This window comes from Roseomonas acroporae, assembly GCF_023223525.1.
In the GTDB taxonomy this organism is placed as follows: domain Bacteria; phylum Pseudomonadota; class Alphaproteobacteria; order Acetobacterales; family Acetobacteraceae; genus Roseomonas_E; species Roseomonas_E acroporae.
On sequence record NZ_JALPRX010000071.1, the window covers coordinates 37,824 to 62,678 of the forward strand.

25 protein-coding genes are annotated in these 24,855 nt (G+C 74.5%); 6 read left to right on the plus strand and 19 right to left on the minus strand.

The window, feature by feature from the left end; translation table 11 throughout:
• Nucleotides 1-93 precede the first annotated feature (93 nt).
• Complete coding sequence (locus tag M0638_RS16290) at nucleotides 94-1,416, plus strand: phenylacetate--CoA ligase family protein (RefSeq protein WP_248668059.1); 1,323 nt, start codon at nucleotides 94-96, stop codon at nucleotides 1,414-1,416.
• A 448-nt stretch (nucleotides 1,417-1,864) separates the two neighbouring features.
• Here M0638_RS16290 and M0638_RS16295 read toward each other — a convergent pair whose 3' ends face one another.
• The 15 genes from M0638_RS16295 to M0638_RS16365 all read right to left on the minus strand — a co-directional run bounded on the left by M0638_RS16295 (nucleotide 1,865) and on the right by M0638_RS16365 (nucleotide 14,296).
• Nucleotides 1,865-2,329, minus strand: a complete 465-nt coding sequence (locus M0638_RS16295) for a septal ring lytic transglycosylase RlpA family protein (RefSeq protein WP_248668060.1) — start codon at nucleotides 2,327-2,329, stop codon at nucleotides 1,865-1,867.
• Between the two features lie 265 nt (nucleotides 2,330-2,594).
• Nucleotides 2,595-3,074 carry a MarR family winged helix-turn-helix transcriptional regulator gene (locus M0638_RS16300; RefSeq protein ID WP_248668061.1) on the minus strand — a complete coding sequence of 160 codons (480 nt, stop codon included), beginning with the start codon at nucleotides 3,072-3,074 and terminating at the stop codon, nucleotides 2,595-2,597.
• 160 nt (nucleotides 3,075-3,234) lie between these two features.
• Nucleotides 3,235-3,432 (minus strand): hypothetical protein, encoded by a 198-nt coding sequence (locus M0638_RS16305; RefSeq protein WP_248668062.1) that lies wholly within the window; start codon nucleotides 3,430-3,432, stop codon nucleotides 3,235-3,237.
• A gap of 4 nt (nucleotides 3,433-3,436) precedes the next feature.
• Nucleotides 3,437-3,838, minus strand: a complete 402-nt coding sequence (locus tag M0638_RS16310; protein WP_248668063.1) for a nuclear transport factor 2 family protein — start codon at nucleotides 3,836-3,838, stop codon at nucleotides 3,437-3,439.
• A gap of 29 nt (nucleotides 3,839-3,867) precedes the next feature.
• Nucleotides 3,868-4,875, minus strand: a complete 1,008-nt coding sequence (locus M0638_RS16315) for a Bug family tripartite tricarboxylate transporter substrate binding protein (protein WP_248668064.1) — start codon at nucleotides 4,873-4,875, stop codon at nucleotides 3,868-3,870.
• The gene (locus tag M0638_RS16320; RefSeq protein WP_248668065.1) at nucleotides 4,872-5,900 is read right to left on the minus strand and encodes a 3-hydroxybutyryl-CoA dehydrogenase; all 1,029 of its coding nucleotides are present in this window, start codon (nucleotides 5,898-5,900) and stop codon (nucleotides 4,872-4,874) included. The genes M0638_RS16315 and M0638_RS16320 overlap by 4 nt, the downstream gene beginning before the upstream one ends.
• Nucleotides 5,897-7,006 (minus strand): NAD/NADP-dependent octopine/nopaline dehydrogenase family protein, encoded by a 1,110-nt coding sequence (locus tag M0638_RS16325; RefSeq protein WP_248668066.1) that lies wholly within the window; start codon nucleotides 7,004-7,006, stop codon nucleotides 5,897-5,899. The genes M0638_RS16320 and M0638_RS16325 overlap by 4 nt, the downstream gene beginning before the upstream one ends.
• A gap of 244 nt (nucleotides 7,007-7,250) precedes the next feature.
• Nucleotides 7,251-7,817, minus strand: coding sequence for a nuclear transport factor 2 family protein (locus tag M0638_RS16330; RefSeq protein ID WP_248668067.1), 567 nt, complete (start codon nucleotides 7,815-7,817; stop codon nucleotides 7,251-7,253).
• 23 nt (nucleotides 7,818-7,840) lie between these two features.
• The gene (locus tag M0638_RS16335; RefSeq protein ID WP_248668068.1) at nucleotides 7,841-8,815 is read right to left on the minus strand and encodes a Bug family tripartite tricarboxylate transporter substrate binding protein; all 975 of its coding nucleotides are present in this window, start codon (nucleotides 8,813-8,815) and stop codon (nucleotides 7,841-7,843) included.
• Nucleotides 8,816-8,951: 136 nt separating this feature from the next.
• On the minus strand, nucleotides 8,952-9,449 hold the full coding sequence (locus tag M0638_RS16340) for a flavin reductase (protein ID WP_248668069.1): 498 nt from the start codon (nucleotides 9,447-9,449) through the stop codon (nucleotides 8,952-8,954).
• A 14-nt stretch (nucleotides 9,450-9,463) separates the two neighbouring features.
• Nucleotides 9,464-10,417, minus strand: coding sequence for a PDR/VanB family oxidoreductase (locus M0638_RS16345; RefSeq protein ID WP_248668070.1), 954 nt, complete (start codon nucleotides 10,415-10,417; stop codon nucleotides 9,464-9,466).
• 48 nt (nucleotides 10,418-10,465) lie between these two features.
• Nucleotides 10,466-11,224, minus strand: a complete 759-nt coding sequence (locus M0638_RS16350; RefSeq protein WP_248668071.1) for an SDR family NAD(P)-dependent oxidoreductase — start codon at nucleotides 11,222-11,224, stop codon at nucleotides 10,466-10,468.
• Nucleotides 11,221-11,763 carry an aromatic-ring-hydroxylating dioxygenase subunit beta gene (locus M0638_RS16355; protein ID WP_248668072.1) on the minus strand — a complete coding sequence of 181 codons (543 nt, stop codon included), beginning with the start codon at nucleotides 11,761-11,763 and terminating at the stop codon, nucleotides 11,221-11,223. The genes M0638_RS16350 and M0638_RS16355 overlap by 4 nt, the downstream gene beginning before the upstream one ends.
• Nucleotides 11,764-11,772: 9 nt before the next feature.
• Nucleotides 11,773-13,038: an aromatic ring-hydroxylating oxygenase subunit alpha gene (locus tag M0638_RS16360; RefSeq protein ID WP_248668073.1), complete on the minus strand. Its 1,266-nt coding sequence runs from the start codon at nucleotides 13,036-13,038 to the stop codon at nucleotides 11,773-11,775.
• 67 nt (nucleotides 13,039-13,105) lie between these two features.
• The gene (locus tag M0638_RS16365; RefSeq protein WP_248668074.1) at nucleotides 13,106-14,296 is read right to left on the minus strand and encodes an acyl-CoA dehydrogenase family protein; all 1,191 of its coding nucleotides are present in this window, start codon (nucleotides 14,294-14,296) and stop codon (nucleotides 13,106-13,108) included.
• A 531-nt stretch (nucleotides 14,297-14,827) separates the two neighbouring features.
• Here M0638_RS16365 and M0638_RS16370 point away from each other — a divergent pair.
• The 5 genes from M0638_RS16370 to M0638_RS16395 all read left to right on the plus strand — a co-directional run bounded on the left by M0638_RS16370 (nucleotide 14,828) and on the right by M0638_RS16395 (nucleotide 20,316).
• A complete protein-coding gene (locus tag M0638_RS16370) occupies nucleotides 14,828-15,334 on the plus strand; it encodes a VOC family protein (RefSeq protein WP_248668075.1) in 507 nt (168 codons plus the stop codon).
• A 374-nt stretch (nucleotides 15,335-15,708) separates the two neighbouring features.
• Entirely contained in the window at nucleotides 15,709-17,397 is a 1,689-nt protein-coding gene (locus tag M0638_RS28870) for a methyl-accepting chemotaxis protein (RefSeq protein WP_282572072.1), read from the plus strand.
• Between the two features lie 345 nt (nucleotides 17,398-17,742).
• Nucleotides 17,743-18,270, plus strand: coding sequence for a cupin domain-containing protein (locus tag M0638_RS16385; RefSeq protein WP_248668076.1), 528 nt, complete (start codon nucleotides 17,743-17,745; stop codon nucleotides 18,268-18,270).
• A 406-nt stretch (nucleotides 18,271-18,676) separates the two neighbouring features.
• Nucleotides 18,677-19,009, plus strand: a complete 333-nt coding sequence (trxA, locus tag M0638_RS16390; protein ID WP_248668077.1) for a thioredoxin TrxA — start codon at nucleotides 18,677-18,679, stop codon at nucleotides 19,007-19,009.
• A gap of 44 nt (nucleotides 19,010-19,053) precedes the next feature.
• Nucleotides 19,054-20,316, plus strand: a complete 1,263-nt coding sequence (locus M0638_RS16395; RefSeq protein ID WP_248668078.1) for a PQQ-dependent sugar dehydrogenase — start codon at nucleotides 19,054-19,056, stop codon at nucleotides 20,314-20,316.
• Between the two features lie 251 nt (nucleotides 20,317-20,567).
• Here M0638_RS16395 and M0638_RS16400 read toward each other — a convergent pair whose 3' ends face one another.
• The 4 genes from M0638_RS16400 to M0638_RS16415 form a co-directional block, all read right to left on the minus strand.
• The gene (locus tag M0638_RS16400) at nucleotides 20,568-21,563 is read right to left on the minus strand and encodes a Bug family tripartite tricarboxylate transporter substrate binding protein (RefSeq protein ID WP_248668079.1); all 996 of its coding nucleotides are present in this window, start codon (nucleotides 21,561-21,563) and stop codon (nucleotides 20,568-20,570) included.
• A gap of 136 nt (nucleotides 21,564-21,699) precedes the next feature.
• A complete protein-coding gene (locus M0638_RS16405; RefSeq protein WP_248668080.1) occupies nucleotides 21,700-22,722 on the minus strand; it encodes a Bug family tripartite tricarboxylate transporter substrate binding protein in 1,023 nt (340 codons plus the stop codon).
• Nucleotides 22,719-24,278, minus strand: a complete 1,560-nt coding sequence (locus M0638_RS16410; RefSeq protein WP_248668081.1) for an acyl-CoA carboxylase subunit beta — start codon at nucleotides 24,276-24,278, stop codon at nucleotides 22,719-22,721. Before M0638_RS16410 ends, M0638_RS16405 begins: the two co-directional genes overlap by 4 nt.
• 13 nt (nucleotides 24,279-24,291) lie before the next feature.
• Entirely contained in the window at nucleotides 24,292-24,843 is a 552-nt protein-coding gene (locus tag M0638_RS16415; protein WP_248668082.1) for a biotin transporter BioY, read from the minus strand.
• Nucleotides 24,844-24,855 lie beyond the last annotated feature (12 nt).

A 24,855-nucleotide genomic window follows, 5' to 3' on the forward strand; every position in this document is an offset into this window, starting at 1 on the left:
GGTGCTGGTAGGGTGCCGGCAGAAGGGGCAGGCTGACGGCGCCCGGAAGGCGCGCCCGGGGCGGCGCCCGGAAAGCGCCAGGGGGGAAATGTCGTGACCGAGCACTACGACGCGCTGGAGACGCGCAGCCCGGCGGCGCGTGCGGCGGCGCTGGCCGCCGCCCTGCCGGCGCAGGTGGCGCGCGCCCGGGCCGACGCCCCGGCCTATGCGGCGGCGCTGGCCGGCATCGATCCCGCCACGGTCACCGACCTGGCGGCGCTGGCGCGGCTGCCCGTGACCCGCAAGGCCGATCTCGCGGCGCGCCAGGCCGCCGCTCCGCCGCTCGGCGGCTTCAACGCCACGCCCTTCGGCCGGCTGGCGCGGGTGTTCATGTCGCCCGGGCCGATCTTCGAGGCGGCGGGGGCCGAGCCCGATCCCTGGCGCTACGGCCGCGCCCTGTTCGCCACCGGCCTGCGCGCCGGCGGGCTGCTGCACAATTGCTTCGCCTACCACTTCACCCCGGCCGGGATGATGCTGGAGGAGGGGGCCCGCGCCCTGGGCTGCCCGGTCTTCCCGGCCGGCACCGGCAACACCGAGGCGCAGGCGCGCGCCGCGGCGCAGCTCCGCCCCGTCTGCTACAGCGGCACGCCGGACTTCCTGAAGGCGATCCTGGAGGCGGGCGACGCGCTCGGGCTGGATCTCTCCTCGCTGCGGCTCGGCCATGTCACCGGCGGGGCGTTCCTGCCCTCGCTGCGCGACTGGTACGCGGCGCGGGGGCTGACGGTGCGGCAGAGCTACGGCACCGCCGATGTCGGGCTGATCGCCTACGAGACCGAGGCGGGCGCCGGCCTCGTGCTGGACGAGGGGGTGGTGGTGGAGATCGTCCGCCCCGGCACGGGCGAGCCGGTGCCGGAGGGCGAGGTGGGGGAGGTGGTGGTGACCACCCTCTCGCCGCACTACCCGATGATCCGGCTGGCGACGGGCGACCTTTCCGCCTTCCTGCCCGATGCTCCCCCCGGCGCTTCCCCTGGCGCTTCCCCTGGCGCCTCCCCCGGCGCCTCCCCTGGCGCCTCGCCCTGCGGCCGCACCAACCGGCGGCTGCGCGGCTGGATGGGCCGTGCCGACCAGGCGGCCAAGGTGCGCGGCCTGTTCGTGCGGCCCGAGCAGGTGGCGGCGGTGCGCCGCGCCTGCCCCGGGATCGGCCGCGCCCGGCTGGTGGTCTCGCTGGACGGGGATCGCGACGCCATGGTGCTGCGCGCCGAGCTGCCCGCCGACGCGCCGGGCGACCCGGCGCTGCGGGCGCGGCTGGCCGAGACGCTCCAGGGGGCGCTCCAGGCCGAGACCAAGCTGCGCGGCGCGGTGGAGCTGGTGCCGTCCGGCAGCCTGCCGAACGACGGCGTGGTGGTGGAGGATACGCGGCCGGTGGCGGCGGTCTGAGGGCGCGGGGAATGCCGGACTGGCTGGGCTGGATTCTCGCGGCGCTGGCCCTGGGCGGGGGCGCTGATCCTGCGGCACCTGTTCCGGCGCGGCATGCACGGCGCGCCGCCGGGCGAGGAGGCCGCCGACGAGCCGGCCGAGCCGCTCACGCGGCCGCTGGACGAGCCGTCCCGCCCGGACGGGCGGTAGCAGAGCGGCGTCAGGAGGGGCGTGCCCGCCCGGTAGCCCGGAGAAGGCACGGCGGCGGCGCCCGCGGCCGCTCCGGGAAACGCCGGCCGGCAGCCTGCATCCAGGGCTGCCCGCGCGGGGTGGTGCGTGCGCGCGAGGCGACCGGCGCTCGCCGGGGCCAGGGCCAGGATCGGGGCCAGGGTCGGGGCCGGTGCCGCGCCGCCCGGGTCGGGCGGTTCCGCCAGGGGCGAACGGCGCCGTCAGCCCCGGCGGCCGGGTCCTACCGCCCGTGCGGCGGCGCGGGCACGAAGGCGCGGCGGCCGGCGAGGCCGGTGCCGGTGCCCAGCCGGACGGTGCCGTCGGGCTGCGGCACGGCGAGCGGCGCCACCTTGACCGTCGCGACGCCGTTGCGCGGCATGCCGAGCAGGTCCGCCACGCGCTGGCTGACGGCGAGCACATGGCCCGGGCGCGGCGCCGGGATGCGGTCCTGCACCAGCACGATGGTGGAGCGGTTGTTGCGCGTGTTGGTCACGCGCGCCGTCGCCCCCTTGGGCAGCGTGCTGCTGAACACGCTGTTGGCGCGCGGATCGACGCCCGTGAGCTGCGCCGCCGGGATGACCGAGGCAAGGCCGCGCTCGGCCTGCCCGCTGCGGTCGGCCGGGGGCGCGGCGGCGGCGGCGGGCAGGGCGCAGGGCAGGGCGAGGCCGGCGAGGAGCAGGAGCTGGGCGGAACGGGGCAGCCGCATCGGCGGGGTCTCGACTCCGGATCGTTCGGACCCTGCTAGATGGCAGTCGACGGGCCGTCATGCGAGGGGGGCGGCGCGGCCCGCCGCCGCGCCGCCCGGAATTCGCGCCGGGGCATCGGTGCCGCCGGCGTCCCCATCGTCCCCCTCTCCCCTTCTCCCGCCGTCCGGTCGCCACCCGCCGCGGCGCGGGGGCGGACCGGCAGGCTTCCCGGGCCGGCGCATGGCCGGCCCCGCCGACCCCCTGCGGGCCTCGTGCGAGGCGGGATCAGGGCGCCAGGTTGTCGTGGATGGAGCCGGCGATGGCGTTGAGGAAGCGCAGCTCCTCGTCGGAGACGCCCTGGAAGGCCTGCTTCGACACCATGCTGGCCTTGGCGCGCACCTGCACCAGGATGTCGTGGCCCTTCGCCGTGAGCAGCACCTCGGTAGAGCGCGCATCCTCGGCGGAGGGGCGCGTCTCCACGAGGCCCTGGGCGGCCATGCGCTGGATGATCTTGGCCATGGTGGAGATGCGCACCGCGGCCTCGTCGGCGATCCGGGTGATGGTGGCGACGCGGTAGCTGGCGAGGATCATCAGCACGCGCCAGCGCGGCACGTCCATGCCGATCGGCTTCAGGATGGCGTCCATCCGCATGGTGTAGAGGCCGACGAGGCGGACCATGTGGTAGAACGGCCACTTCCCGAACTCGAAGCGGTCGCTCCCCGGGTCCACCCGGTCGCGGAACTGATCGGCCTGCCTGTCGTCCATGTCCGGGCTTCCTCGGCATGGCGCGGGCGGCACGGCGGGCGGGCGGGCCGCCACCGCGATTCGCCGCGCTGCCGGCCGGGGTTGCACGGATCGTGGCCCTGCCGCAATGGAGGGGGTGCCGCCGCCATGCGTGGCGCGGCCCGGCCCGCGCACGGCGGCCTCAGCCCCCGGCCGCCTCGGGCACGGCCTCGCCGAGGAAGGCGGCCTCGGTCATGCCGTCCTCCAGCGGCGCGTCCGGCGCGGTGTCCATCACGGCGATCCGCACCATCCGCTGGCCGAACGGGTCCCGCCATTGCTGGATCACCTGCACGCGGTGGCCCCGGAAGCGGTAGGTCCCCCACATCTCGACCTCCGGCATGGCGTCAGCCCTTCCAGGTTTCCTGCAGGTGGCGCCAGACCGGCGTCGGGCGGTCCGGCCGGTGCAGCAGCAGCGCGGTGGAGAGGCGCTCGTTGCTGCCCGAATCCTGGGTCTGGCGTTCGCGGTAGGTGACCAGCGCGGAATCCGCGCCGGCGTGCTGCACCACCACGTCGAAGATCTCCATCACCAGGGTCGGGCGGGAGCCGCGCAGGCCGGGCAGCGCCTCGCGGAACGGCGCGTAGCCGGTCCGGGTGCCGAGCGGCGTGACCATGGTGTAGCCCTCGTCGAAATGCGCGAGGATCGGTGCCGGGTCGGCCTCGCCCTCGGCGCGGAACCAGGCCTGGAGCAGGCGGTGCAGCGCGTCGATCTCGGCGGCGGCGCGGGCGGGGAAGCTGTCGTCGGGCAAGCGGGTTCTCCCTGTCTTCCGGATGGTGGCTACTGGTCGGCGCGGATGTGGTGGTCGCGCACGACGCGGCCCCAGCGTTCGTCATCCCGGCGTACCACGGCGCCGAGCGCCTCCGGCGTGCCGCCGCCGGGCAGGTCGCCCTGGGCGGTGATGCGGCCGCGGATCGCGGGCTCGGCCAGCACGGCGTTCAGCGCCGCGTTGAGGGCATGCACCGTCGCCGCCGGCGTGCCGGGCGGCGCGAACAGGCCGATCCAGTTGCTGAAGACGAAGTCGTCGAGCCCCTGCTCGGCGGCGGTGGCGACGCCCGGCAGCACGTCGGAGCGGCGCTCGCCCGTGACCAGCACGCCATGCGTCTGCCCGGCGCGGATGAAGGGCAGGGCGGGCGAGATGCCGTCGAACATGGCGCTGAAGCGGCCGGCGACGAAGTCTTGGTTGGCGGGGCCGGCGCCGCGATAGGGGATGTGCGTCATCTCCGGGATGCCCATGCGGGCGCGGAACAGCTCCATCGCCACGTGCGACAGGCTGCCGGCGCCGACCGAGCCGTAATTCGGCCCGCCCGGCTGCGCCTTGCACCACTCGGAAAAACCCTTCGCGTCGGTCGCCGGCACGGAGGCATGGACGTTCAGCACCAGCGGCGATTCCAGCATCATGCCCACCGGCACGAGGCGCAGCGGGTCGAAGCCGAGATTCGGGAAGGTGTGCGGGTTGATCGTGACCGGCGTGCCGTTGCCGGCAAGCAGCGTGGCGCCGTCCGGCCGGGCGCGCAGCGTGGCCTCGGTGGCGATGTTGCCACCCGCGCCGGTGCGGTTCTCCACCACCACCGTCTGGCCGAGCGCGGCGGCGAGGCCGGGCGCGGCGAGGCGGGCGATGAAGTCCGTCTGCCCGCCGGGCGGGTAGCCGACCAGCAGGGTGACGGTGCGGTTCGGCGCGCCCGCCGGGGCATGGCCCGGCTGCGCCCGTGCCGCGCGGCCGGCGAGCACCGCCAGCAGCAGCGCGCGCAGCCCGTCGGCGAGCAGGGCGCGTCGGGGCAGGGTCATGCGGCGCGCTCCGGCGCATCGAGGACCGGCGGGCGGGCCAGGCCCTCGGCGCGCAGCCGCTCGGCGAAGGCGCGCAGGCGGGCGAGGCGGTAGGCGTCGCGGTCCAGCCCCGCGTAGTCGAGGAAGCCGCGGCCGGTGCGCAGGCCGATGTCGCCGCGCTCCATGTTGCGCTCGATCACGTCCGGCGCCGCGTAGCGTTCGTGCCCGAGCGCACCGACGAGGTAGCGCGAGGCGTGGAACAGGATGTCGCCGCCGCCCCAGTCGATGAACTCCAGCAGGCCGAGCACGCCGAAGCGCAGGCCGAAGCCGTAGCGCACCGCCTTGTCCACGTCCTCGGCGGTGGCGACGCCCTCCTCGACGATGCGCGCCGCCTCGTTCATCGCCAGCGTCTGGATGCGCGGCACGATGTAGCCGGGCCGCGCGGCGCAGACCACCGGCACCTTGCCGACCGATTCCAGCATCGCCTTCAGCCGCGCGACCACCGCCGGCTCGGTGTCCCGGCCGGGCGAGAGCTCGACCAGCGGCATCAGGAAGGCGGGGTTGAGCCAGTGCGCGTTGAGGAAGCGCCCCGGCGACGCGACGGCAGGCGCCAGCTCGTCCACCAGGATGGTGGAGGTGGTGGAGGCGATGATCGCCGCGGGCGCCAGGGCCGAGGCGCGGGCCAGCGCCTCGCGCTTCATCGCCGGCACCTCCGGCACGCCCTCGAAGACCAGCGCGGCGTCCCGCAGCGCGTCGGGCGCCCCGGCTTCCGGGACCACGGTGACGCGCGCCAGGATGGTGTCGATCGCCGTCGCGTCGAACAGGCCGCAGGCGGCGAGGTCGGCCAGGGTGGCGCGCAGCTCCCGCCCGATCTCCTCGCGCAACGCCGCGAAGGCGTCGGAAGCGCGCGGCTTGAAGTCGAGGATGCGCACCGGCCAGCCGGCATAGGCGAAGACCAGCGCGATGCCGCGCCCCATGCGCCCCGCGCCGAGGGCGACGACTGGCGCGCTTTCCGGCGCGACGGCGGCTCCGCGTGCCTCGCTCACGCGCCGAAGCCCGTGCGCAGCACCGCCTGCACCCCGGCGCGGTCCAGCCCGCCGAGGCCGACCCGTCCGAGGTCGCGCCCGTCGCGCAGGAAGTCGATGCCGCAGATCGCCGAGCCGATGGCGGCGAAGGCGCGGGCGAGCGGCGTCTCCACCCCGGCCAGCGCCGCCGCCGAGACCAGCAGCGACAGGCCGAGGCGCGTATCCTCCAGCATGTAGCGGTGCTCGGTCAGGACGATGTGCTCGCGCCAGTCGCCGGATTCGACGAGCTGGTCATGACTTTTCCGGCCGTACATCCATTCCTCGCCCTCCGTCGCGTAGTGGTCGGCCAGCGGGAAGTGCGGCGCGCCGTAGCCCAGCGCCGCGCGCACCGCGATGCGCTCCGCGTCCAGCCGGTCGGTGACGCGGCGGATGGCGGGCTGGGTGCCCTCGTTGTGGATGTCCCAGCGCGGGAAGTGCTCCAGCGGCCCGGCATTCATGGTGATGAGCGGCGGGTGGATGATGCAGCCCGCGTTCATCAGCGCGCCGGAGAGCGCGTCGCCGCAGGGCTCGATCGCGCCCGGGAAGGCGCGGCCGATCACGGCGAGCGCGTGTTCGGCGCGCGAAAGCGGGAAGACGCCGGTGGGCAGGCGCACGGCGCGCACCGAGATGGTCACCTCGTGCGGCCCGTGCTTGCGGGCCAGCCAGGGCAGGGTGCCGGTCTCGGCGAAGGCGGTGGCGGCACGGTTGCCGGCATCGTGCTGGGCCTTGGCCAGCAGCACCGAGCCGAGCGTGCCGGGCGGCAGGAACACCACCTGCCCGTCGGTCAGCAGCGGTGCCAGCGCCCGCGCGATGTCGGGCTGCGCGGTGGCGGGGGCGGGGCAGAGGATCAGTTCGGCGCCGGCGACCGCCTCGGCGAGGTCGTCGGTGACGAGGGAGAGATGCACGTCGTGCGCGCCCTTCGAGTCACGCACGGTGATGCGGTTCTCGGCGGCGCGGTGGGCGGCGACCGCTGCCTTGTCGCGGCGCCACAGGCGTACCTCGTGCCCGGCCAGGGCCATGTCGCCGGCGGCGGCGAAGGAGCCGTTGCCGCCGCCCAGGACGGCGACGCGGAAGGGGGAGTCGGTCATGCGGTCTCGGCCTTTCGGGCGGCTGTGGGGTGGCCGGCGGCGGGGGAGGGCGCCGCCCTCCCCCGCACCCCCGCCCGCCAAGGGGCGAAGCCCCCTTGGATCCCCCGTTCGGTTTCTGGGCCCGGCGGTTGAAACACCTGGGCTCGAACGCCCGCGGAGGTCCAGGAACCTGAGGTTCCTGGCGGATGGGGTCCGGGGAAGGCAGAGCCTTCCCCGATCCGGTTCGGCAATCCCGATGGTGGTTTCAGGGCTTCATCAGCACCGAGGTTTCCGGGATGCTCTCGGCCCAGCCCGGGGTGAGCGGCGCCACGAACACGTTCTCCGTGCGGGTGCGGGCGATCTTCCACTGCCCGTCCACGCAGCGGAACAGGTTGTTCAGCCGCGAGGAGCGGAGCAGCGAGGAGCCGTCGCCGAAGATCCAGGGCTGGCAGTGCACCCACTGCCCGTCCGCCTCGTCGCCGCGCACGTGGATCTGCTCGGAGGTGAGGTAGTGGACGTTGAGCAGCAGCGCGGGATCGCGCTTCTGCCCCCAGAAGCCCTGGAAGTGCCTGCGGATCGCCGCCTTGCCGACCATGCGGCCGAACTGGTTGTCGTAGTAGCTGCCGACGCCTTCCCAGACCGCGTCCTCGGCGTAGAGCGCCATGATCGCCTCGATGCGCTGCTCGTCGTTCTCCACGCCGTATTCCGGGCAGGGCGTGTCGCAGAGGAACATGTAGCGCGCCTGGATGCGGCGTATCTCCGCCTCGGCGCGCAGCACCCGGACCTCCTCGGCGAGGGCCTGGACGGTCCCCGCGAGCTGCTCGATATCCATGCCGGCGATCTCCCCTTGTTGTCTCAGCTGTCCATGCGCAGGCCGAGGTCGCGGATTAGCGGCCGCCAGGCGGCGTTCTCGCGCCGGATGTAGGCGGCGAACTCGGCCGGGCCGCCGGGCAGCCGCTCGCCGCCATAGGTGGCGAGCTTCGCCTTCACCTCGGGCGTGTCGAGCGCCGCCTGCAGCGCCCGGTCCATCGCCGCGACCTGCGCCGGCTGCGTGCCCCGGGCGACGACGACGCCCTGCCAGCCCGGCGCCACCACGTCGTAGCCCAGCTCGCGCGCCGTCGGCGTCTCCGGCAGGGCGGGGGCGCGGGCCTCGTGCACCGCGACCAGGGCGCGCGCGGCGCCGGCCTGCACCAGCGGCAGCACGTTGCCGAGGTCGATCATCGCGCAGTCGATGCGCCCGGCCAGCATCTCCTGGATCGCCGGCGGCGTGCCGCGGAAGGGCACGTGCGTCGCATCGAGCCCCGAGCGCAGCTTAAGCAGCTCCATGCCGAGATGGTGCGGCGAGGCGACGGCGGGCGTGCCGAAGGTGACGGCCTCCTTCTTCGAGGCGGCGAGCAGGTCGGCGAAGCTGCGGTAGGGGCTCTCCTTGCGCACCATCACGATCATCGGGAAGCGGCCGATGAAGTTGACCGGGACGAGGTCCGTGTCCGGGTCGAAGGGCAGGCGCGAATAGAGGGCGGGGTTGTAGACCATCACGCCGTTGTCCACCTGCAGCAGCGTGTAGCCGTCCGCCGGGGCGCGCACCACCACCTCGGTGGCGACGATGGCACCGCCGCTCGGGCGGTTCTCCACCACCACGGACTGGCCGGAAAGCTCGGTCATCGCCTTGCCGAGCAGGCGCGCCAGAACGTCGCTGGTGCCGCCGGCGCCGTAGCCGACCATCCAGCGCACGGTGCGCGTCGGCCAGCCGTCCTGCGCGAAGGCGGTGCGGGCGGCGAGCGGGGCGGCGCCGAGCCCGAGGGCGGCGCCGAGGAGGTCACGTCGAAGCATCAACCAGTCTCCGTCACGATCGGGGTGCGCGGCTGGTTCCATCCCGTGCCGTTCTTGCGCGAGGCGGTCGGCTGCCCGCGTTGTCGTTGTTCGTGGCGCCGTCCTGGCAAGAGCGGGGCCAGGCGGCGTGGTCGTCTCAGGCGGCCGCGCCGAGGCGGTGATAGGCGCGGTCGAAGTAGATCAGCCCGGCGGGCCGGTCGGCGAGGGCGAGGTCGAGCACCTCGCAGAACAGCACGCTGTGGGTGCCGACCTCCGTCACCTGCGCGATGCGGCAGTCGAGGCTGACCGCCGCGTCGGCGAGCGCCGGGGCGCCCGTGGCGAGGCGGCGCCACTCGGCGCCGGCGAAGCGCGCCGGCACCTCGATGCCGCGGCCGCCGAAGCGGTTGGAGAGGGATTCGTGCCCCCCGGCCAGCACGTTGACGCAGAGCACGCCGTTGGCCCGCAGCACGTCGTGCGCGCCGGCCGCGCGGTTGACGCAGACGAGCAGGGTGGGCGGCGTGTCGGTCACGCTGCACACGGCCGAGGCGGTCAGCCCGTGCCGGCCGGCGGGCCCGTCCGTGGTGACGACGTTGACGGCGGCGCCGAGGCGGCTCATGGCCTCGCGGAAGGCGTCGCGCCCGATGGTGTCCGACATGGCGGTCTTCTCCCTCAGAGATCGAGCACGAGGCGCTTCGACCTCGCGCGCGAGCAGCAGAGCAGGATCTGGTCGCCGGCCGCCTTCTCCTCCTCGGTGAGGTACTCGTCGCGATGGTCCGGCTCGCCTTCCAGCACGTTGCACAGGCAGGTGCCGCAGATGCCCTGCTCGCAGGACACCTCGACCGCGACGCCGGCCCCGGCCAGCGCGGCCACGATGCTCTGGCCGGCGGCGACGGCGACGGTGCGGCCGGACTGCGCCAGCTCCACCTCGAAGGCGTCGCCCGACGTGTCCACCTCGGTCTGGAAGTATTCGCGGTGGAGCTGCGGTTCCGGATAGCCGAGGCGGCGCGCGCCGGCGATCACCTCCTCCATGAAGCCCGCCGGGCCGCAGACATAGAGGTGGATGCCCGGCGCCGGCGGCGGCAGGTCGCGCTCCGGCACCAGCCGCCCGGTCTCGGCGCTGAGGTGCAGCCGCGTGCGGCCCTGGAAAGGCGCTGCCGCCAGCTCGTCGAGGAAGGCGGCGCGGCCGCGCTCGCGGGCGCAGTAGTGCAGCTCGAATTCCGCGCCGGCGCGGTCCAGCGCATGCGCCATGGCCAGCATCGGCGTGATGCCGATGCCGCCGCCGACCAGCACCGAACGCGTGGCGCCGTCCGCCAGCGGGAACAGGTTGCGCGGCCGGCCGATGCGCAGGCGCTCGCCGGCGCGGAACCCGGCATGGATCGCCGCCGAGCCGCCGCGCGAGGCGGGGTCGAGCAGGATGCCGAGCCGGTAGCGCGAGGCGTCGGCCGGGCTGCCGCAGAGCGAGTACTGCCGCACCAGCCCGGGGCCGACATGCACGTCCACATGGGCGCCGGCCTCGAAGCCGGGCAGCGCGCCGCCGGCGGCGGGCACGAGGTCGAGCACGACGATTCCCGCCGCCTGCTCCTCGCGCCGCGCGATCACCACCTCCAGAAGCTCGTCGCCCATGCTTCGGTCTCTCCGTTTCCGGCCCGGCCGGGCCTCAGTGGTTGGGCGTCAGCGCAGGTACAGCCCGCCGTTCACGTCCCAGGTGGCGCCGGTCGCGAAGGCGGCCTCGGGGGAGGCGAGCTGGACCACCAGGCTCGCCACGAAGGCGGGATCGCCGATCTCGCCGACCGGGATGCCCTCCTTCAGCGCGGCGAGGCGCTCGGGCGGCACGGTGCGGTGGACCATCGGCGTGTCCAGCGGGCCGGGCGCGATCGCGTTCACCGTGACGCCGGCGCGGCCGAGGTCGCGCGCGAACACCTTGGTCAGCGTCACGATCCCGCCCTTGGAGGCGGCGTAGTGCGCGCCCGTGGCGGTGCCGCCGTTCTGCCCGGCGAGCGAGGCCATGTTGACGATGCGGCCATGGCCCCGGTCGCGGAAATGCGCGCCGAACACCTGGCAGCCGAGGAAGGTGCCGCGCAGGTTCACCGCGACCACCGCGTCGAATTCCTCGGGGCTGATCTCCATCACCGGCCGCGCCACGGTCATGGCGGCGTTGTTGACCAGCACCTGCGCGCTGCCCCAGCGTGCCACCAGCAGCGCCAGCGCCCGCTCGAACGCCGCCTTCTCCCGCACGTCGAGGGCGAGGCCCAGCGCCGTGCCGCCCGAGGCGTCGAGCCCCGCCGCCACGTCGCGCGCCGCCGCCTCGTCGATGTCGGCCACCGCGACGCGGTAGCCGGCGCCGTGCAGCGCCCGGACGATGGCGCTGCCGAGGCCGCTGCCGCCGCCCGTGACCAGCGCGACGCGCCGGTCCGTCGTCGTCGCGCTCACAGGATGTAGCCGATGCCGCGCAGGGCCTCGGTGCTGTTGATCAGCCGGACCACCTTGCGCTCGATGCGCAGCCCGCCGGCCGCGCGGACCAGGCGGAACTCGACATCGGCGGCGTAGAAGCGCTCGCGGCCGCGCCGGAACTCGGTCAGCATCTGCGAGCAGCGCAGCGCGCAGCCGGCGGCGTCGGCGTTCAGCAGGCGGAAGCGCGAGAGCGAGCGCACCGTGCGCGCCACCGGCGAGGCGGAGACGGACTGGCCGCTGGTCAGGCGCTGCACGCGCTTCTCGCGCATGGCGTGGTCGTCATAGGCGTAGTTCAGCGTGTTCTCGAAGTCGGTCGCCCCCGGCTCGATCGGCACGACGTAGCGGGCATCCGGCGTCCAGAGGGCGAGCCAGGCCTCGTACTCGGCATGGTCGAGCAGGTCGGCCTCCAGCCAGGCGAATTCCATCGCCTCGGCCAGGGTAATGGGGGTCAGGGTAATGGGGGTCAGGGTGTTCGTGGCGTCGGCGGCGGCCATGGCGGCGTTTCCCGTGATCGGCATGTCCATCGCTCAGCCCTCCATCATCCGCTTCCACTGGCCGTAGGCGGCGCGCATGCCGGTCTCGGCGCTGACGTCGCTGCGGCGGTGGCCGTCCGGCAGCGCCTCCTCGTGCGAGAGGCCGCGGTTGATCATCAGCCACAGCTCCGGGCCGCCGCTGGCGCCGTGCTGCACGCGGTCCCACACCTCGGCGTCGTCCGGGCTGCCGAAGCCCATCGGGCCCTGGAAGAATTCGTGGATGCGCAGCCGGGCGCGGTTCGCCGCCGCCGGGCCGCCCTGCATGCCGAGGGCGACGTGGCGCACCTCGGTCTCGTCCACCGAGATGGGCTGGAGCACGCGGAAGAAGGCGGCGGAGCAGCCGAGGTTGGGGAAAAGGTTCAGGTTGAAGCCGCAGCCGCCGACCGCGCGCACGATGCGGCGCACCGTCGGGTCGTCATGCTCCTTCGCCAGCTCGGCGGCCAGCTCGGCGAAGCGCTCGGGGATCGGCGCGTCGAGCCCTTCCTCCAGGTCCACCAGCTCGGGCATCATCACCATGACGCTGTGGCCGTTGCCGAGATCCTCGACGAAGCCGCCCTTGTTCATGATGTCCCAGGACTCCTCCGTCTCCGTGTCGGCGGCGGTGAGGAAGGAGCGGTGGACCAGCGGGAAGTGGTAGGCGTCGGTGGTGTTCTCGAGCTGGATCTTCCAGTTGCCGGGGAAGCGGAACCGGTGCTCGCCCTGGGTCACGATCGGGTAGCCGGCGCCCTGCTTCATGAACAGGTCGATCCACTTGCGCGCCCCGCCCAGCCAGTCGGCCAGCGGCATGATGTCCGCCTTGAAGGAGGCGAAGATCAGCCCGGCATAGGTCTCGACCCGCAGCGAGCGCAGCGGCAGCGACGCCTTGTCCAGCGTGCCGTCGTAGCCCTTCTCGTAGGGCACGCCGCGCAGCGAGCCGTCCAGCGCGTAGGACCAGCCGTGATAGGGGCAGACGAAGCTGTTGGTGCGGCCCTTGTGCACCTCGCAGACCGTCGCCGCGCGGTGGCGGCAGCGGTTGACGTGGACATGCACCGCGCCCTTGCGGTCGCGCACCACGATCACCGGCTGGCGGCCGACCTGCGCCGTCTTGAAGTCGCCGGGCTTGGGGATCTCGCTTTCGTGCGCGACCCAGACCCAGCTGCTCTCGAAGATCCGCGTCATCTCCGCCTCGAAGATGGCGGGGTCGGTGTAGAGCGTCGTGCGCGCGCGGTCCGGCTGCACCAGCGCGTCGAGCGTGGATGGCATGGGCAGGTTGGTGTCCATCTCGGGATTCCTCGGCGATGTCTCGTTCGGTGATGTCTCGGGGCGTCTCGTCGGCCGTCGCGCGGGATCAGGGGAAGCCGGGCGTGGTGGGCAGGCCGAGCAGCACGCGGCCGGCGCTCTGCAGCGTGCCCTCGCCGAGGAAGGCGTGCTGCGCCACCACCAGGCTGTCGCACATGGCGCGCGCCAGCCCGTGTCCCTCGTAGATCGAGGTGGTGCCGGCGAGGCCGCAGGCGAGGCGCGCGACCTCGGCGCCGGTGCGCGCGGCGTGCGTCGCGGCGAGGCGCAGCAGGCTGGCCTCCTCGACCGGGAGCTTCCCGCCGGCGACCGCCGTCGCCCAGACCTGCTCGGTCGCCTCGTAGAAGAAGGCCCGCGCCGAGCGCAGCAGCGCCTCGGCCCTGGCGACCTCGGACTGCACGTAGGGGCGGTCGGCCATCCGCGGCGCGCCGGTGATGGAGGCGCGGCCGCCGGCCATCTCCGTCACCTCGTCCAGCGCCGCGCGGGCGACGCCGAGCCCGACCACGGCCAGCACCTGTGCCGCGAGGCCGAGCGAGGGGTAGCGGTAGGCGGGCGAGTCCACCGAGGCCGGGCCGCCGCGGATCAGCGTCCATTCCTCGGGCACGAAGACGTCGTTCACCACGAGGTCGTGGCTGCCGGTGCCCTGGAGGCCGATCACCTCCCAGTTCGGCCGGATCTCGACCTGCCCGGCCGGCATCACGGCGACGCGCGGCAGACCGCCCTGCTCGCCCTCGACCGCGATGCCGACGCCGATCAGGCTGGCGCCGGTGCAGCCGCTGCCGAACTTCCACCGGCCCTTCACCACGAAGCCGCCGGGCACGCGGCGCGCGGGCTGCAGCGGGAACAGGCCGCCGGCGAACACCACGTCCGGACCCTCGGCATAGACCTGCCGCAGCGTCGGCTCCGGCAGGGCGGCGAGGTAGGTGGCGGCGGCGCCGAAGCTGGCCACCCAGCCGGCGGAGCCGTCGGCTGCCGAGATCCGCTCGATCAGGCGGCAGAACTCGGCCGGGCTGCGCTCCTCGCCGCCGAAGCGGCGCGAGACCATGGCGCGGTACACGCCGACGCGGCGGAACGCCTCGACGATGTCCGGCGAGACGTGGCGCTGCGCCGAGAATTCGCCGCGCCGGGCGCGGATCTCGGCCAGCAGCGGTGCCAGCGTGTCCCCAGGGGCGTTCCCGGGGGCGTTCCCGGGGGCCGAAATCCCGCCCTCCTCGCGTGGGGCGGCGTTGGCGAGGTGGTTCATTCTCGGCTCCTCACGCGTCATGGATCGGGGACGGGCCGATGCGGCCGGCGACGACGCGCCCGGAGGGCCGGGCCGGCGACGCCACGTCAGTCCGGCGCAGATTCGGTTGTTCCGGCCACATCCTTCGCATCCCCACGTCCGGCGCGGCCTGACGCCCCGCATCCGCCGTGGCCACATGAAGCACGGAGTTAGTGGAAAATTCCAGCGAAATATCGACTATGGGCCAAGTTTCTGCTCGATATCGGCCAGCCGGCCGAATTGTAAGCACACGAATGGATCATGTGCCTACAGAATAGGCGAACGAATGCCCCTGCCCGGGCGATCCGCCCTCGTCCAGGCCGATCCGGGAACGGGGGCGGCGTGCCGGCCGCCCGGGCGGGCCGGCATGCCGCCCGCATCCCGCGATGCACGGTTCTTGCGAGGACGGACGGCGATGACAGACAAGCCCTCCCCCGGTCCCCGGCATGCGGCAGCACGCTCCGCGCCCCGGCAACCCGACCGCGCGGCGCGCCGCCGGCAAGGTTTCCGCCCATGACGGACGCCGCCGCGCCGCTCGTCACCGGCCTGTTCCACATCGCGGTGAAGACGAACGACCTGCCCGCCACCCTCGCCTTCTACAAGAGCGTGCTCGGGCTGACGGAGGCGAAGCGGCCCGACTTCGGCTATCCGGGCGCCTGGCTCGCCATCCCGCTGCCGGGCGGGCAGGCAGTGATGCACATCTATGCCGGCGGCCCGGCCCTGGGACCGGCCGGCGAGGCGCCCGTCGGCACCGCCGCCATCGACCATGTCTCGCTCGCCTGCCGCGGCTACCACGGCTTCATCGCCCGCTTCCGCGCCGCCGGGCTGGACTGGCGCGAGTTCCTGGTGCCGGGCACCACGCTCTGGCAGCTCTTCGTCTACGACCCGTCCGGCGTGCAGATGGAATTGACCTTCGAGGGCGCTGCCGAGGACGGTCCGCCGCCCGACATGGCCGAGGGGCGCCGCTACGTCGCCGGCGCCTCCTTCTTCGACCCCGCCGCCTATCCGCGGCTGGCCTGACGCCCGCCTGCCGGCGGCCGGCACGCCCGGGCCGGCCCCATGCCCGGATCGAGCATGCCCGGATCGAGCATGCGGGGCGGCCGTTCGCTGCGGCGTCGAAGCGAAATCGGCGCCGTTCAGGGGGCCTTCACCGATACCGCGCTAGGAATTCCTCCCGAGTGGCCTGCGGGTCGGTCTGGCGGGTCCTTTCCGCGCCGGGAGCGTCACAGCCCTTGCCCCGATGCCCCGCATCGGGGCGGCGGGCCTTCCTTCCCGGCACGAAAGTCCCTCACGTCCCGCCGCCGGCCACTCGGACAGGCTCCAGGAGAAAGCACGCCCCGGGCCGCCTCCGGTCGCCCTGGCGCCTGTCCGACCCATGACCGTCAAGGACAGCCATGCGCGCTTACCGTGGTATCTCGATCAGGGTCAGGCTGCTGGCCGCCTTCGGCGCCCTGCTCCTCATGCTCGGCATGCTCGGCGGAATCGGCCTGTACCAGGCATCGCGGCAGCGGGACGCCGCCGCCGAGATCAGCCGCAACTGGCTCCCCAGCATCGACCTGCTCGGCCGGATCGAGGCGCAGGCGACGCGCTACCGCCAGCAGCAGGCCTCGGTGATCCTGGCCGGCGGCAGCGAGCGTGCCGCGGCGGTCATGCAGCGCCGGGCGTCGTATCTGGCGGCGCTGGAGGAGAGTCTCGGCGCCTATGCCGCCCTGGTGACCGCGGGCGAGGAGCGTCGTCTGGCCGATGCCATGCGCGCCGCCTGGGCGTCGTACCGCGCCCAGGACGGGCGGCTCGACGCGCTGGTCGGCGCGGGCGACGTCGCCGCCGCCGGCGCGTTCTACAGCACCGGCCTGCGCGAGACGTTCGACCGCTTCGCCGGCGCGCTGCGGGATGTCCGCGCGCTCAACGGCCGGATGGCCGGCGAGGCGGTCGCGGCGGTGGACGGCACGTTCCGCGTCACGGCCTGGCTGACCGGCGCCGTCATGGTGGTCTCCGTGCTGGTGGCACTGGCCGCCGCGTCCTGGCTGAACCGCCATGTGGTGGCGCGGGTGGTGCGCCTGTCCGGCGTGATGCGCCAGCTCGCCCGGCGCGACTACGATTTCGAGCTGCCCTGCGTGGTGCTGGCCGACGAGATCGGCGAGATGGCGCGCGCGATCGACGAGTGCCGAGGCGGGCTGCGCGAGGCGGATTCGCGGGCGGCGGAGCAGGCGGCCGAGCAGGCCGGCCGCATCGAGCGCGCGCGACGCCTGGAGGCGCTGTCGAGCCGCTTCGAGGCCGAGGCCGGCCATCTGGTGGGCGGCATCGCCGATGCCGCCGCCTCGCTCCAGGTGACCGCCGCCGCCATGTCCGGCCATGCCGTCCTGGCCTCCGACCGCGCCGGGCAGGCCGCCGCGGCGGCAGGGCAGGCGGACGGCAACGTGCAGACCGTGGCCGCCGCCGCCGAGCAGCTCGCGGTCTCGGTGGCCGAGATCACGCGGCAGATGGCGCACTCCACCGCCCTGGTGGAGAAGGCCGTCCTGGCGGCGCGTCGGACTGACGGCACGGTGCGCCGGCTGGCCGACGCGGCGGGGCGCATCGGCGACGTGGTGAAGATGATCTCCGACATCGCGGGGCAGACCAACCTGCTGGCCCTGAACGCCACCATCGAGGCGGCGCGGGCCGGCGAGGCGGGCAAGGGCTTCGCGGTGGTGGCGAGCGAGGTCAAGACCCTCGCCGGCCAGACCGGGAAGGCGACCGAGGAGATCGGCGACCAGATCGGCCGGATCCAGGCGACGACGCGCGATGTCGTCGCCGCCATCGAGGACATCGCGGCCCATGTCGGCGAGGTGAGCCAGGTCGCCACCGCCATCGCCGCGGCGGTGGAGGAGCAGGGCGCGGCCACGCGCGAGATCGCCCGCAATGTCGGCGAGGCCGCCGCCGGCACCCAGGCGGTGACCTGCAACGTCGCCGAGGTGAGCCGGGCGGCGAGCGAGACCGGCGGCGCCACGCGCGAGGTGCTGGAGGCCTCGCAGGGCCTCTCGCGCCAGGCGGCCGGGCTGAACGAGGAGGTCGGGCGCTTCCTGGCCGGCATCAAGGCGGCCTGACGGAAGCGACCTGACGGAAGCGACCTGGCGGAAGCGGCCGATGGGGTCGATCCGCCGGGAACGGATCGCCGCCGGCCGGCATGGCATGGCCGGCGGCGGCCCGACGGTGCGGTCCGGAGGCACGCTCCGAAGTCGCGCTCCGAAGTTGCGATCCGCTGGCGAGGCGCGCCATGCGCACGTCTTACGCGGCGCCGCTCGGCTGGCTAGATTGGCCCGGTTCGCCCGGAGGGTTGGCGGTGCCCGTTGGCGCCTTCCGCCCCGAAGCGGCCGGCCGGCCGCCGCGTGGCCCCCGTCGGGGCCCGTCCCTGCGCCGGCCGGCGCCGGCGCCGAGAGAGGAGCCCAGCCATGCCGCATGACGGCCACGAGCACCACGACATCCCGCCCGACGGCTGGAAGCACACGGGCGTGCAGGTGATCCCCGGCAGCAGCCTGGACACCAACACCGCCCAGACGCCCGGCATGAACCGTGCCGCGGCGATCAACTTCGCCCGCGCCGGGGCGCAGAAGATCTGGGCGGGCACGGTCCACATCCATCCGAACGCCAAGACCGGCGCGCACCATCACGGCGCGCTGGAAAGCGTGATCTACATCGTCAAGGGACACGCCCGCATGCGCTGGGGCGAGAACCTGGAATTCGTGGCCGAGGGCGGGCCCGGCGACTTCATCTTCGTCCCGCCCTACGTGCCGCACCAGGAGATCAACGCCTCCACCGACGAGACGCTGGAATGCGTCCTGGTGCGCAGCGACAACGAGGCGGTCGTGGTCAACCTCGACATCGAGCCGGTGGAGAAGCCGGAGACGGTGCTCTGGGTCGATCCGATCCACAAGGCGCCGGGTGAGGGCCAGGGCGGCACCGGCGAGCGCTGCGGCTGAGCCTCCCGCCCATCGGGGCGGCGGCGGTCGCGTGGCGGCCGCCACGCCGACGGCCGGGGCCGGTCCCCGCCATCGGCATGGCGGACCGGCCGCCCGCCACGGCGGACCGCCGTCCGGTGGGGCCCGCGGCTCGCCGTAGCGCGTTGTTTTCGGCGCGGATTCACGCCGCCGGGTGCGGCCGCCCGCCGGCGATCCGCTCCGGAGCATTTTCAAGCCGGGTGTACTCACCCGGCGACCCGGAAACTGCGGAAAACCAAAGGCTGGAGCCGTTCCGGCCCGATACGGTCAGGCCGGAACGGCTCCAGCCATGCGGTGGCCACGCCTTGACCGTCCGGCCGGGGCGCACGACCTTCCGGCAAAGGCCGGGCGGCGCTGCCGTCGTCCGCCTCCCGAAGGATCAGTGGCGATGAGCGAACACACCAAGGCCGTGACCGACGAGACCTTCAAGCAGGACGTGCTGGAGGCGCCGGGCCCGGTGCTCGTGGATTTCTGGGCCGAGTGGTGCGGCCCCTGCCGCATGGTCGCCCCGGCGCTGGACGAGATCGCCCGCGACTATGCCGGCAAGCTGACCGTGGCCAAGGTCAACATCGACGAGAACCCCGGCACGCCGAACGACTACGCGGTGCGCGGCATTCCCACCATGATCCTGTTCAAGGACGGCAAGCCCGTGGACACCAAGGTGGGCGCCATGCCGAAGAGCCAGCTCAAGGACTGGGTCGCCAAGTCCATCGGCGAGTGACCGGCACGGGCCGATCGGGGCGCTGCACGGTCCGGCGGCGCGCGATGTCGGGTGAAGGACGCGGGCTGGGCGGCCCGGATGCGCGCCCCGGTCCGGAGCCGGACGCCGCCGCGGCGCGGCGTGGGCCGACGGGGCCGGCACGCCCCGTCCGCCGCCGGCGCGGCCTGCTCGCCGCCGGCCTGCTTCTCCTCGCCGCCGCCCTGCCGGCCTGCGCCGCGCCGCTCGTCGCCACCCCGCCCGGGCAGGTGGAACGGGCCGGCCCCGTCGCCTTCCGCGTCACCACCTTCGCCACCGGGCTCGATCATCCCTGGGGCGCCGCCTTCCTGCCGGACGGTACGCTGCTGGTGACCGAGCGCCCGGGGCGGCTGCGCCTGGTCGGGCGCGATGGCCGGGTGGGACCGCCGCTCGCCGGCGTGCCTGCCGTGGCGGCGCGGGGACAGGGCGGGCTGCTCGACGTGGCGGTGGCGCCGGATTTCGCCGTCAGCCGCCGCATCCACCTCTGTCTCGCCGCGAACGCCGAAGGCGGCACGCTGACCCGCCTGGTGCGGGCGCGGCTCGGCGCCGACGGGCTTTCTGACGTGGAGCAGCTGCTGGACGCGACGCCGGCGCAGGCCGCGGGCGGCAACCACTACGGCTGCCGCCTCCTCTTCGACCGCGAGGGGATGCTCTACCTCTCCACCGGCGACCGCTACGTCGACAAGATGCGCGCCCAGCGCCTCGACGACCTCGCCGGCAAGGTGCTGCGGCTGACGCCGGACGGGCGCCCCGCCCCGGGCAACCCCTTTCTCGGGCAGCAGGGCGCGCGCCCCGAGATCTTCACCTACGGCCACCGCAACCCGCAGGGGCTGGCGCTGCACCCCGCCACCGGCGCGGTCTGGGAGGCGGAATTCGGCGCGCGCGGCGGCGACGAGGTCAACCTGCTGCGGCCGGGGCGCAATTACGGCTGGCCACTGGTGACCAGGGGCGTGGACTACGACGGCAGCCGCATCGGCGAGGGGGCGTCGCGGCCAGACCTGGAGGAGCCGCTGCACTGGTGGGTGCCCTCGGTCAGCCCCTCCGGCATCGGCTTCTACGCCGGCGACGCCTTCCCCGCCTGGCGCGGCAGCCTGTTCCTGGCGGCGCTGAACACGCCCGGCCTCGTGCGGCTCTCGACCGAGGGCGCCCCCGGGGGCGAGCGGGTGACGGGCGAGGAGCGCCTGCTGTGGGGCCGCACCCGGCTGCGCCAGGTGCTGCAGGGACCGGACGGCTTCCTCTACCTGCTGACCGACGAGACGCAGGGGCGCATCCTGCGGCTGGAGCCGGGCTGACACGGGCGGCCGGATCGGCGATCCGTCATGCGAAGGGGGGCGCCCGAGGGCCCTTCGGCGCCGGGTCTGGGGCAGGGCCCAGGAGCATTTTCAGGCCGGGTGTCCTCACCCGGCGACCCGGGAAATGCGGAGAACCAGAAGGCTGGAGCCGTTCCGGCCCGATACGGTCAGGCCGGAACGGCTCCGGAAGAGCCCCGGACGTGTCGGCGGTCACCACGGCCGGCACGGGACGGCGGCAAGCGGCGCCCCGGTCAATCCACCCGGATGTTGGCGTCCCGGATCGTGTCGCGCCACAGGCGCCGGTCGGCCTCCATGCGCCGGCCGAACGCGTCCTGATCCTCGAATTGCGGCGTCAGCCCGTTCTCGCCGAGCTTGCGGCGCAGCGCCGGATCCTCCAGCGCCCGGCGCACCGCCTCGGACCAGCGTTGCGACGCCTCGGCCGGCAGGCCGCGCGGGCCGCACAGGCCGAACCAGCCCACCACCTCCAGCCCCGGCACGATCGCGGGCAGGCGCGCCACGTCCGGGAAGTCGGGGGAGGGGGCGGCGTCGCCCAGCGCCAGCAGGCGCAGCTCGCCGCCCTGGATCTGCCGCACCACGTCGCCGAGGTTGGTGATGAGGAGGTCCGCCCGCCCGGCCATCACGTCGAGCGCCGCCGGCGCCGCGCCGCGATAGGGGACGTGGATCAGCCGCAGCCCGGCGAGGCGGGCGAGCCGCTCGCCGGCCAGGTGCTGCGCCGAGCCGGCGCCGGCGCTGGCATAGCTGAGCGTGTCGGGCTGCCGTCGCGCCGCCGCGATGAAGTCGGCGAGGCTGTGGTAGGGGCCGCGCGGCCCGGCCACCACGGCGTAGCGCGAGAGCGCCACGTTGGCGACCGGCACCAGCTCGGTGCGCACGTCGATCGGCAGGGTGAGGCCGGGCAGCTCCGGGCTGATCGTCATCGTGCCCATCGGGCACTGGAACAGCGCCGAGCCGTCGGCCGGGCCGCGTGCCACCGCCTCGGCGGCGATGAAGCCGTTGGCGCCGGTGCGGTTCTCGACGATGACGCGCTGCCCGAGCAGCTGCGAGACCGCCTCGGCCACCAGCCGCGCCATGATGTCGCTGGTGCCGCCGGGGGCGAAGCCGGCGACGATGCGCGCCGTGCTTCCTCCCATCGTGCCCCCGGGGCTTCCTCCCGGCGCGCCCCCTGGCGCCGTCTGCGCCATGGCCGGCCCCGCCAGCAGCGCGCCGCCGAGCAGCGCCAGTCCCAGCATCCGCCTTCTCATGCCGTTCTCTTCCCTGTCCCGACGCCGCATGGCGGCCGGCGCGGACGCTGCCCGCGGCGGCCACCCCGGCCGGTGTCTTGTTGGTTCGCGCCCGCCGCCGGCGTGCCGCCGGCCTCGGCCACGGCTACTCGACCCGGATGCGCGCGGCCCGGATCACCTCGCCCCAGTCGCGCCGGTCGGTCGCGATGGTGCGGGCGAAGGTCGCGGTGTCCTCCAGCCGCAGCACCAGACCGTTCTCCTCCAGCCGCTGCCGCAGCGCGGGGTCGGCGAAGCCGGCGCGCAGCGCCGCCACCCAGCGTTCGGCCAGCGCCGCCGGCAGGCCGCGCGGGCCGCACAGCCCGAACCAGCCGCTCACCGCGTAGCCCGGCACCGAATCGCCGAGCTGCGGCACGCCGGGGAAGCGCGGCGAGCCGATGCCGTCGGCGAAGGCCAGCAGGCGCAGCCCCTCGCCGAGCTGCCCGACCACGTCGCCGAGATTGGTGATGATCGTGTCGGCGCGCCCCGCCGCCACGTCCAGCACGCCGGGCGCCGCGCCGCGATAGGGCACGTGCACCAGCTCGAGCCCGCCGAGCCGCGCCAGCCGCGCGCCGGAGAGGTGCGAGACCGAGCCGATGCCGGCGCTGGCATAGGTCAGCGTCCCCGGCCGTGCCCGCGCCGCCGCCAGGAACTCGCCCACGCTGCGGTAGGGCGAGCGGGAGGAGACCACCATCGCCTGGCTGGAATGCGCCACGTTGGCGATCGGCACGAGGTCCTGCGCCGGGTCGATCGGCAATTGCGCGCCGGGCAGCTCGGGCGTGATGGTGAGCAGCCCGGTGGAGCACTGCACCACGGTCAGCCCGTCCGGCGCGCTGCGCGCCGCCTCGGCCGCGGCGATGAAGCCGTTGGCGCCGGTGCGGATGTCCACCACCGGCCGCACCCCGAAGGACGGGGCCACCGCCTCGGCGGTGAGGCGGTTGACGATGTCGCTGGTGCCGCCGGCCGCGAAGCCGCCGAGGATGCGCGGCGGCCGGTCCGGGAAGGCCGCCGCCGGCGCGGCGGCGGCGGCGGCGAGCAGCAGCGCCAGGGCCGCGCCGAGGCGGCGACCGATGCGCCGGCCACGGGCGCCGGCGCCACCGGGCGGCCTCCGCCCCGGCCTTGCCCGGTTCACGGCCGCATCTGCAGGCGCGAGGGGGTGGGCGAGAGCAGCGGCCGGGCGAGATGCGCGAACTCGCAGAGCAGCGGCCGCGTCTCGCGCGGGTCGATGATCTCCTCCACCCAGAAGGTCTCGGCGGTGCGGAAGGGCGAGCGCAGCCGGTCCAGCCGCCCCTCGATCTCCGCCAGCGCCGCCTGCGGGTCCGGCGCCGCGTCCAGCTCGGCGCGGTAGGCGGCCTCGATCCCGCCCTCCAGCGGCAGCGAGCCCCAGCGCGCCGAGAGCCAGGCGTAGCGCAGCGAGAAGCGCCCCGCCGGCTGGTGCGCCACCGCCGCCACGCCGAAGGCGTTGCGCAGGATCATGGTGCACATCGGCACCGTGGTCTGGTTCAGCGCCGCCATGGCGCGCACGCCGAGGCGGATGGTGGCGGTGCGCTCCGCCTCCAGCCCGATCATGAAGCCGGGGCAGTCCATCAGGTAGACGACGGGCAGGTGGAAGGTCTCGGCGAGGTCGAGGAAGCGGATCACCTTCTGGCAGGTGTCGGCGGTCCAGGAGCCGCCGTAGAAGAACGGGTCGCTCGCCATCACCGCCACCGGGTGCCCGTCGAGCCGGGCGAGGCCGGTGACGATCGAGCGCCCGAACATCTTCCCCATCTCGAAGAAGCTGCGCTGGTCGACCACGCTCTCGATGATCGGGCGGATCTTGTAGACCTGCCGCCGGTCGCGCGGGATCGCCTTGAACAGCTTCTCGTCGCGCCGCAGCCGCTCGTCCTCGGACGGGACGACGGGCGGCAGCTCGTGAACGGAGGAGGGCAGGTAGGAGAGGAAGCGCCTGGCGGCGGCGAAGGCCTCCTCCTCGGAATCGACGGCGTGGTCGATGGCGCCGCTCTTGGTCTGGATCTCCCAGCCGCCGAGCTCCTTCTTCTCGAGCTTCTGCCCGAGCCGCGCCACCACGGGCGGGCCGGCCACGAACATCGAGGCCGTCTCCTTGGTCATCACCGAGAAGTGGGTGGAGGCGAGCCGTGCCGCGCCGAGCCCGGCCACCGAGCCGAGGCCGAGCCCCACCACCGGCACCACGCTGAGGTTGCCCGTGGTGTAGTGGTACAGCCAGCCGCCGCCGACGCCGCCCGGCAGGTTGGCGCGGCCCGTCGTCTCGATGGTCCTGACCGAGCCGCCGCCGCCCGAGCCCTCGATCATGCGGATCAGCGGCAGGCGGAAGTCGTGCGCCATCCGCTCGGCCATGATCGGCTTCTCGCGGATCGTGGCGTCGGCCGAGCCGCCGCGCACGGTGAAGTCGTCGCCCACCACCACCACCGGGCGGCCGTCCAGCGTCCCGCGGCCGAAGACGCAGTTGGAGGGCTGGAATTCCGCGAGGCGGCCGCTCTCGTCGTAGCTCGCCTTGCCGGCGATCGCCCCGGTCTCGTGGAAGGAGCCCGCATCCACCAGCGCCGAGACGCGCTCGCGCACCGTCAGCCGGCCGCCGGCGTGCTGGCGCGCCACCTTGTCGGCGCCGCCCAGCGCGCGCGCCATCGCCTCGCGCGCGCGCAGCTCGTCGAGTTCGGGTTGCCAGGTCATGCTCGCGGTCTCCTCAGCGCGCCGTGCGGACCAGGCCGGCGGCGCGCAGCAGCGCCGTGCCCAGCGCCACCTTCACCGCCGTGCCGGGCAGGAAGGGCAGCAGCCCGGCGGCGACGGCCGTCGGCAGGCCGACCAGCGTGGCCAGCCAGGCGATTCCGGCGGCGAAGATCACCGCATGGCCGAGCAGCAGCATCGCGGCGCTGCCGGCGAGGCCGCGCGCCCAGCCGCGCTCGGCGAGCCAGCCCGCCAGCGCCGCCGCCGGCACGAAGCCGAGCAGGAAGCCGCCGGTCGGGCCGAGCAGCGCCGCCGGACCGGCGTTGAAGCCGGCGAAGACCGGCAGCCCGGCCAGCCCCTCGGCGAGGTAGAGCGCCAGCGTCGCGCCACCGAGGCGCCAGCCATAGGCGGCGCCGACCAGCAGCACGACCAGGCTCTGCAGCGTCATCGGCACCGGGTGCAGCGGCACCTGGATCTGCGCCGAGGCGGCGACGGCGAGGCTGCCGCCGAGGGCGAGCAGCGCGGCGCGTGCCGGGGAGCGCGCGAGGGAGGCGGCGGCGAAGGCGGGCATGGGACGTGATCC

Excerpts from the sequence above, each read along its gene's own strand:
- M0638_RS16295 (WP_248668060.1), bottom strand. The coding sequence starts at position 2,329 with ATGCGGCTGCCCCGTTCCGCCCAGCTCCTGCTCCTCGCCGGCCTCGCC.
- M0638_RS16300 (WP_248668061.1), bottom strand. The coding sequence starts at position 3,074 with ATGGACGACAGGCAGGCCGATCAGTTCCGCGACCGGGTGGACCCGGGG.
- M0638_RS16305 (WP_248668062.1), bottom strand. The coding sequence starts at position 3,432 with ATGCCGGAGGTCGAGATGTGGGGGACCTACCGCTTCCGGGGCCACCGC.
- M0638_RS16315 (WP_248668064.1), bottom strand. The coding sequence starts at position 4,875 with ATGACCCTGCCCCGACGCGCCCTGCTCGCCGACGGGCTGCGCGCGCTG.
- M0638_RS16325 (WP_248668066.1), bottom strand. The coding sequence starts at position 7,006 with ATGACCGACTCCCCCTTCCGCGTCGCCGTCCTGGGCGGCGGCAACGGC.
- M0638_RS16330 (WP_248668067.1), bottom strand. The coding sequence starts at position 7,817 with ATGGATATCGAGCAGCTCGCGGGGACCGTCCAGGCCCTCGCCGAGGAG.
- M0638_RS16335 (WP_248668068.1), bottom strand. The coding sequence starts at position 8,815 with ATGCTTCGACGTGACCTCCTCGGCGCCGCCCTCGGGCTCGGCGCCGCC.
- M0638_RS16340 (WP_248668069.1), bottom strand. The coding sequence starts at position 9,449 with ATGTCGGACACCATCGGGCGCGACGCCTTCCGCGAGGCCATGAGCCGC.
- M0638_RS16345 (WP_248668070.1), bottom strand. The coding sequence starts at position 10,417 with ATGGGCGACGAGCTTCTGGAGGTGGTGATCGCGCGGCGCGAGGAGCAG.
- M0638_RS16355 (WP_248668072.1), bottom strand. The coding sequence starts at position 11,763 with ATGCCGATCACGGGAAACGCCGCCATGGCCGCCGCCGACGCCACGAAC.
- M0638_RS16360 (WP_248668073.1), bottom strand. The coding sequence starts at position 13,038 with ATGGACACCAACCTGCCCATGCCATCCACGCTCGACGCGCTGGTGCAG.
- M0638_RS16365 (WP_248668074.1), bottom strand. The coding sequence starts at position 14,296 with ATGAACCACCTCGCCAACGCCGCCCCACGCGAGGAGGGCGGGATTTCG.
- M0638_RS16370 (WP_248668075.1), top strand. The coding sequence starts at position 14,828 with ATGACGGACGCCGCCGCGCCGCTCGTCACCGGCCTGTTCCACATCGCG.
- M0638_RS28870 (WP_282572072.1), top strand. The coding sequence starts at position 15,709 with ATGCGCGCTTACCGTGGTATCTCGATCAGGGTCAGGCTGCTGGCCGCC.
- M0638_RS16385 (WP_248668076.1), top strand. The coding sequence starts at position 17,743 with ATGCCGCATGACGGCCACGAGCACCACGACATCCCGCCCGACGGCTGG.
- trxA (WP_248668077.1), top strand. The coding sequence starts at position 18,677 with ATGAGCGAACACACCAAGGCCGTGACCGACGAGACCTTCAAGCAGGAC.
- M0638_RS16395 (WP_248668078.1), top strand. The coding sequence starts at position 19,054 with ATGTCGGGTGAAGGACGCGGGCTGGGCGGCCCGGATGCGCGCCCCGGT.
- M0638_RS16400 (WP_248668079.1), bottom strand. The coding sequence starts at position 21,563 with ATGCTGGGACTGGCGCTGCTCGGCGGCGCGCTGCTGGCGGGGCCGGCC.
- M0638_RS16410 (WP_248668081.1), bottom strand. The coding sequence starts at position 24,278 with ATGACCTGGCAACCCGAACTCGACGAGCTGCGCGCGCGCGAGGCGATG.
- M0638_RS16415 (WP_248668082.1), bottom strand. The coding sequence starts at position 24,843 with ATGCCCGCCTTCGCCGCCGCCTCCCTCGCGCGCTCCCCGGCACGCGCC.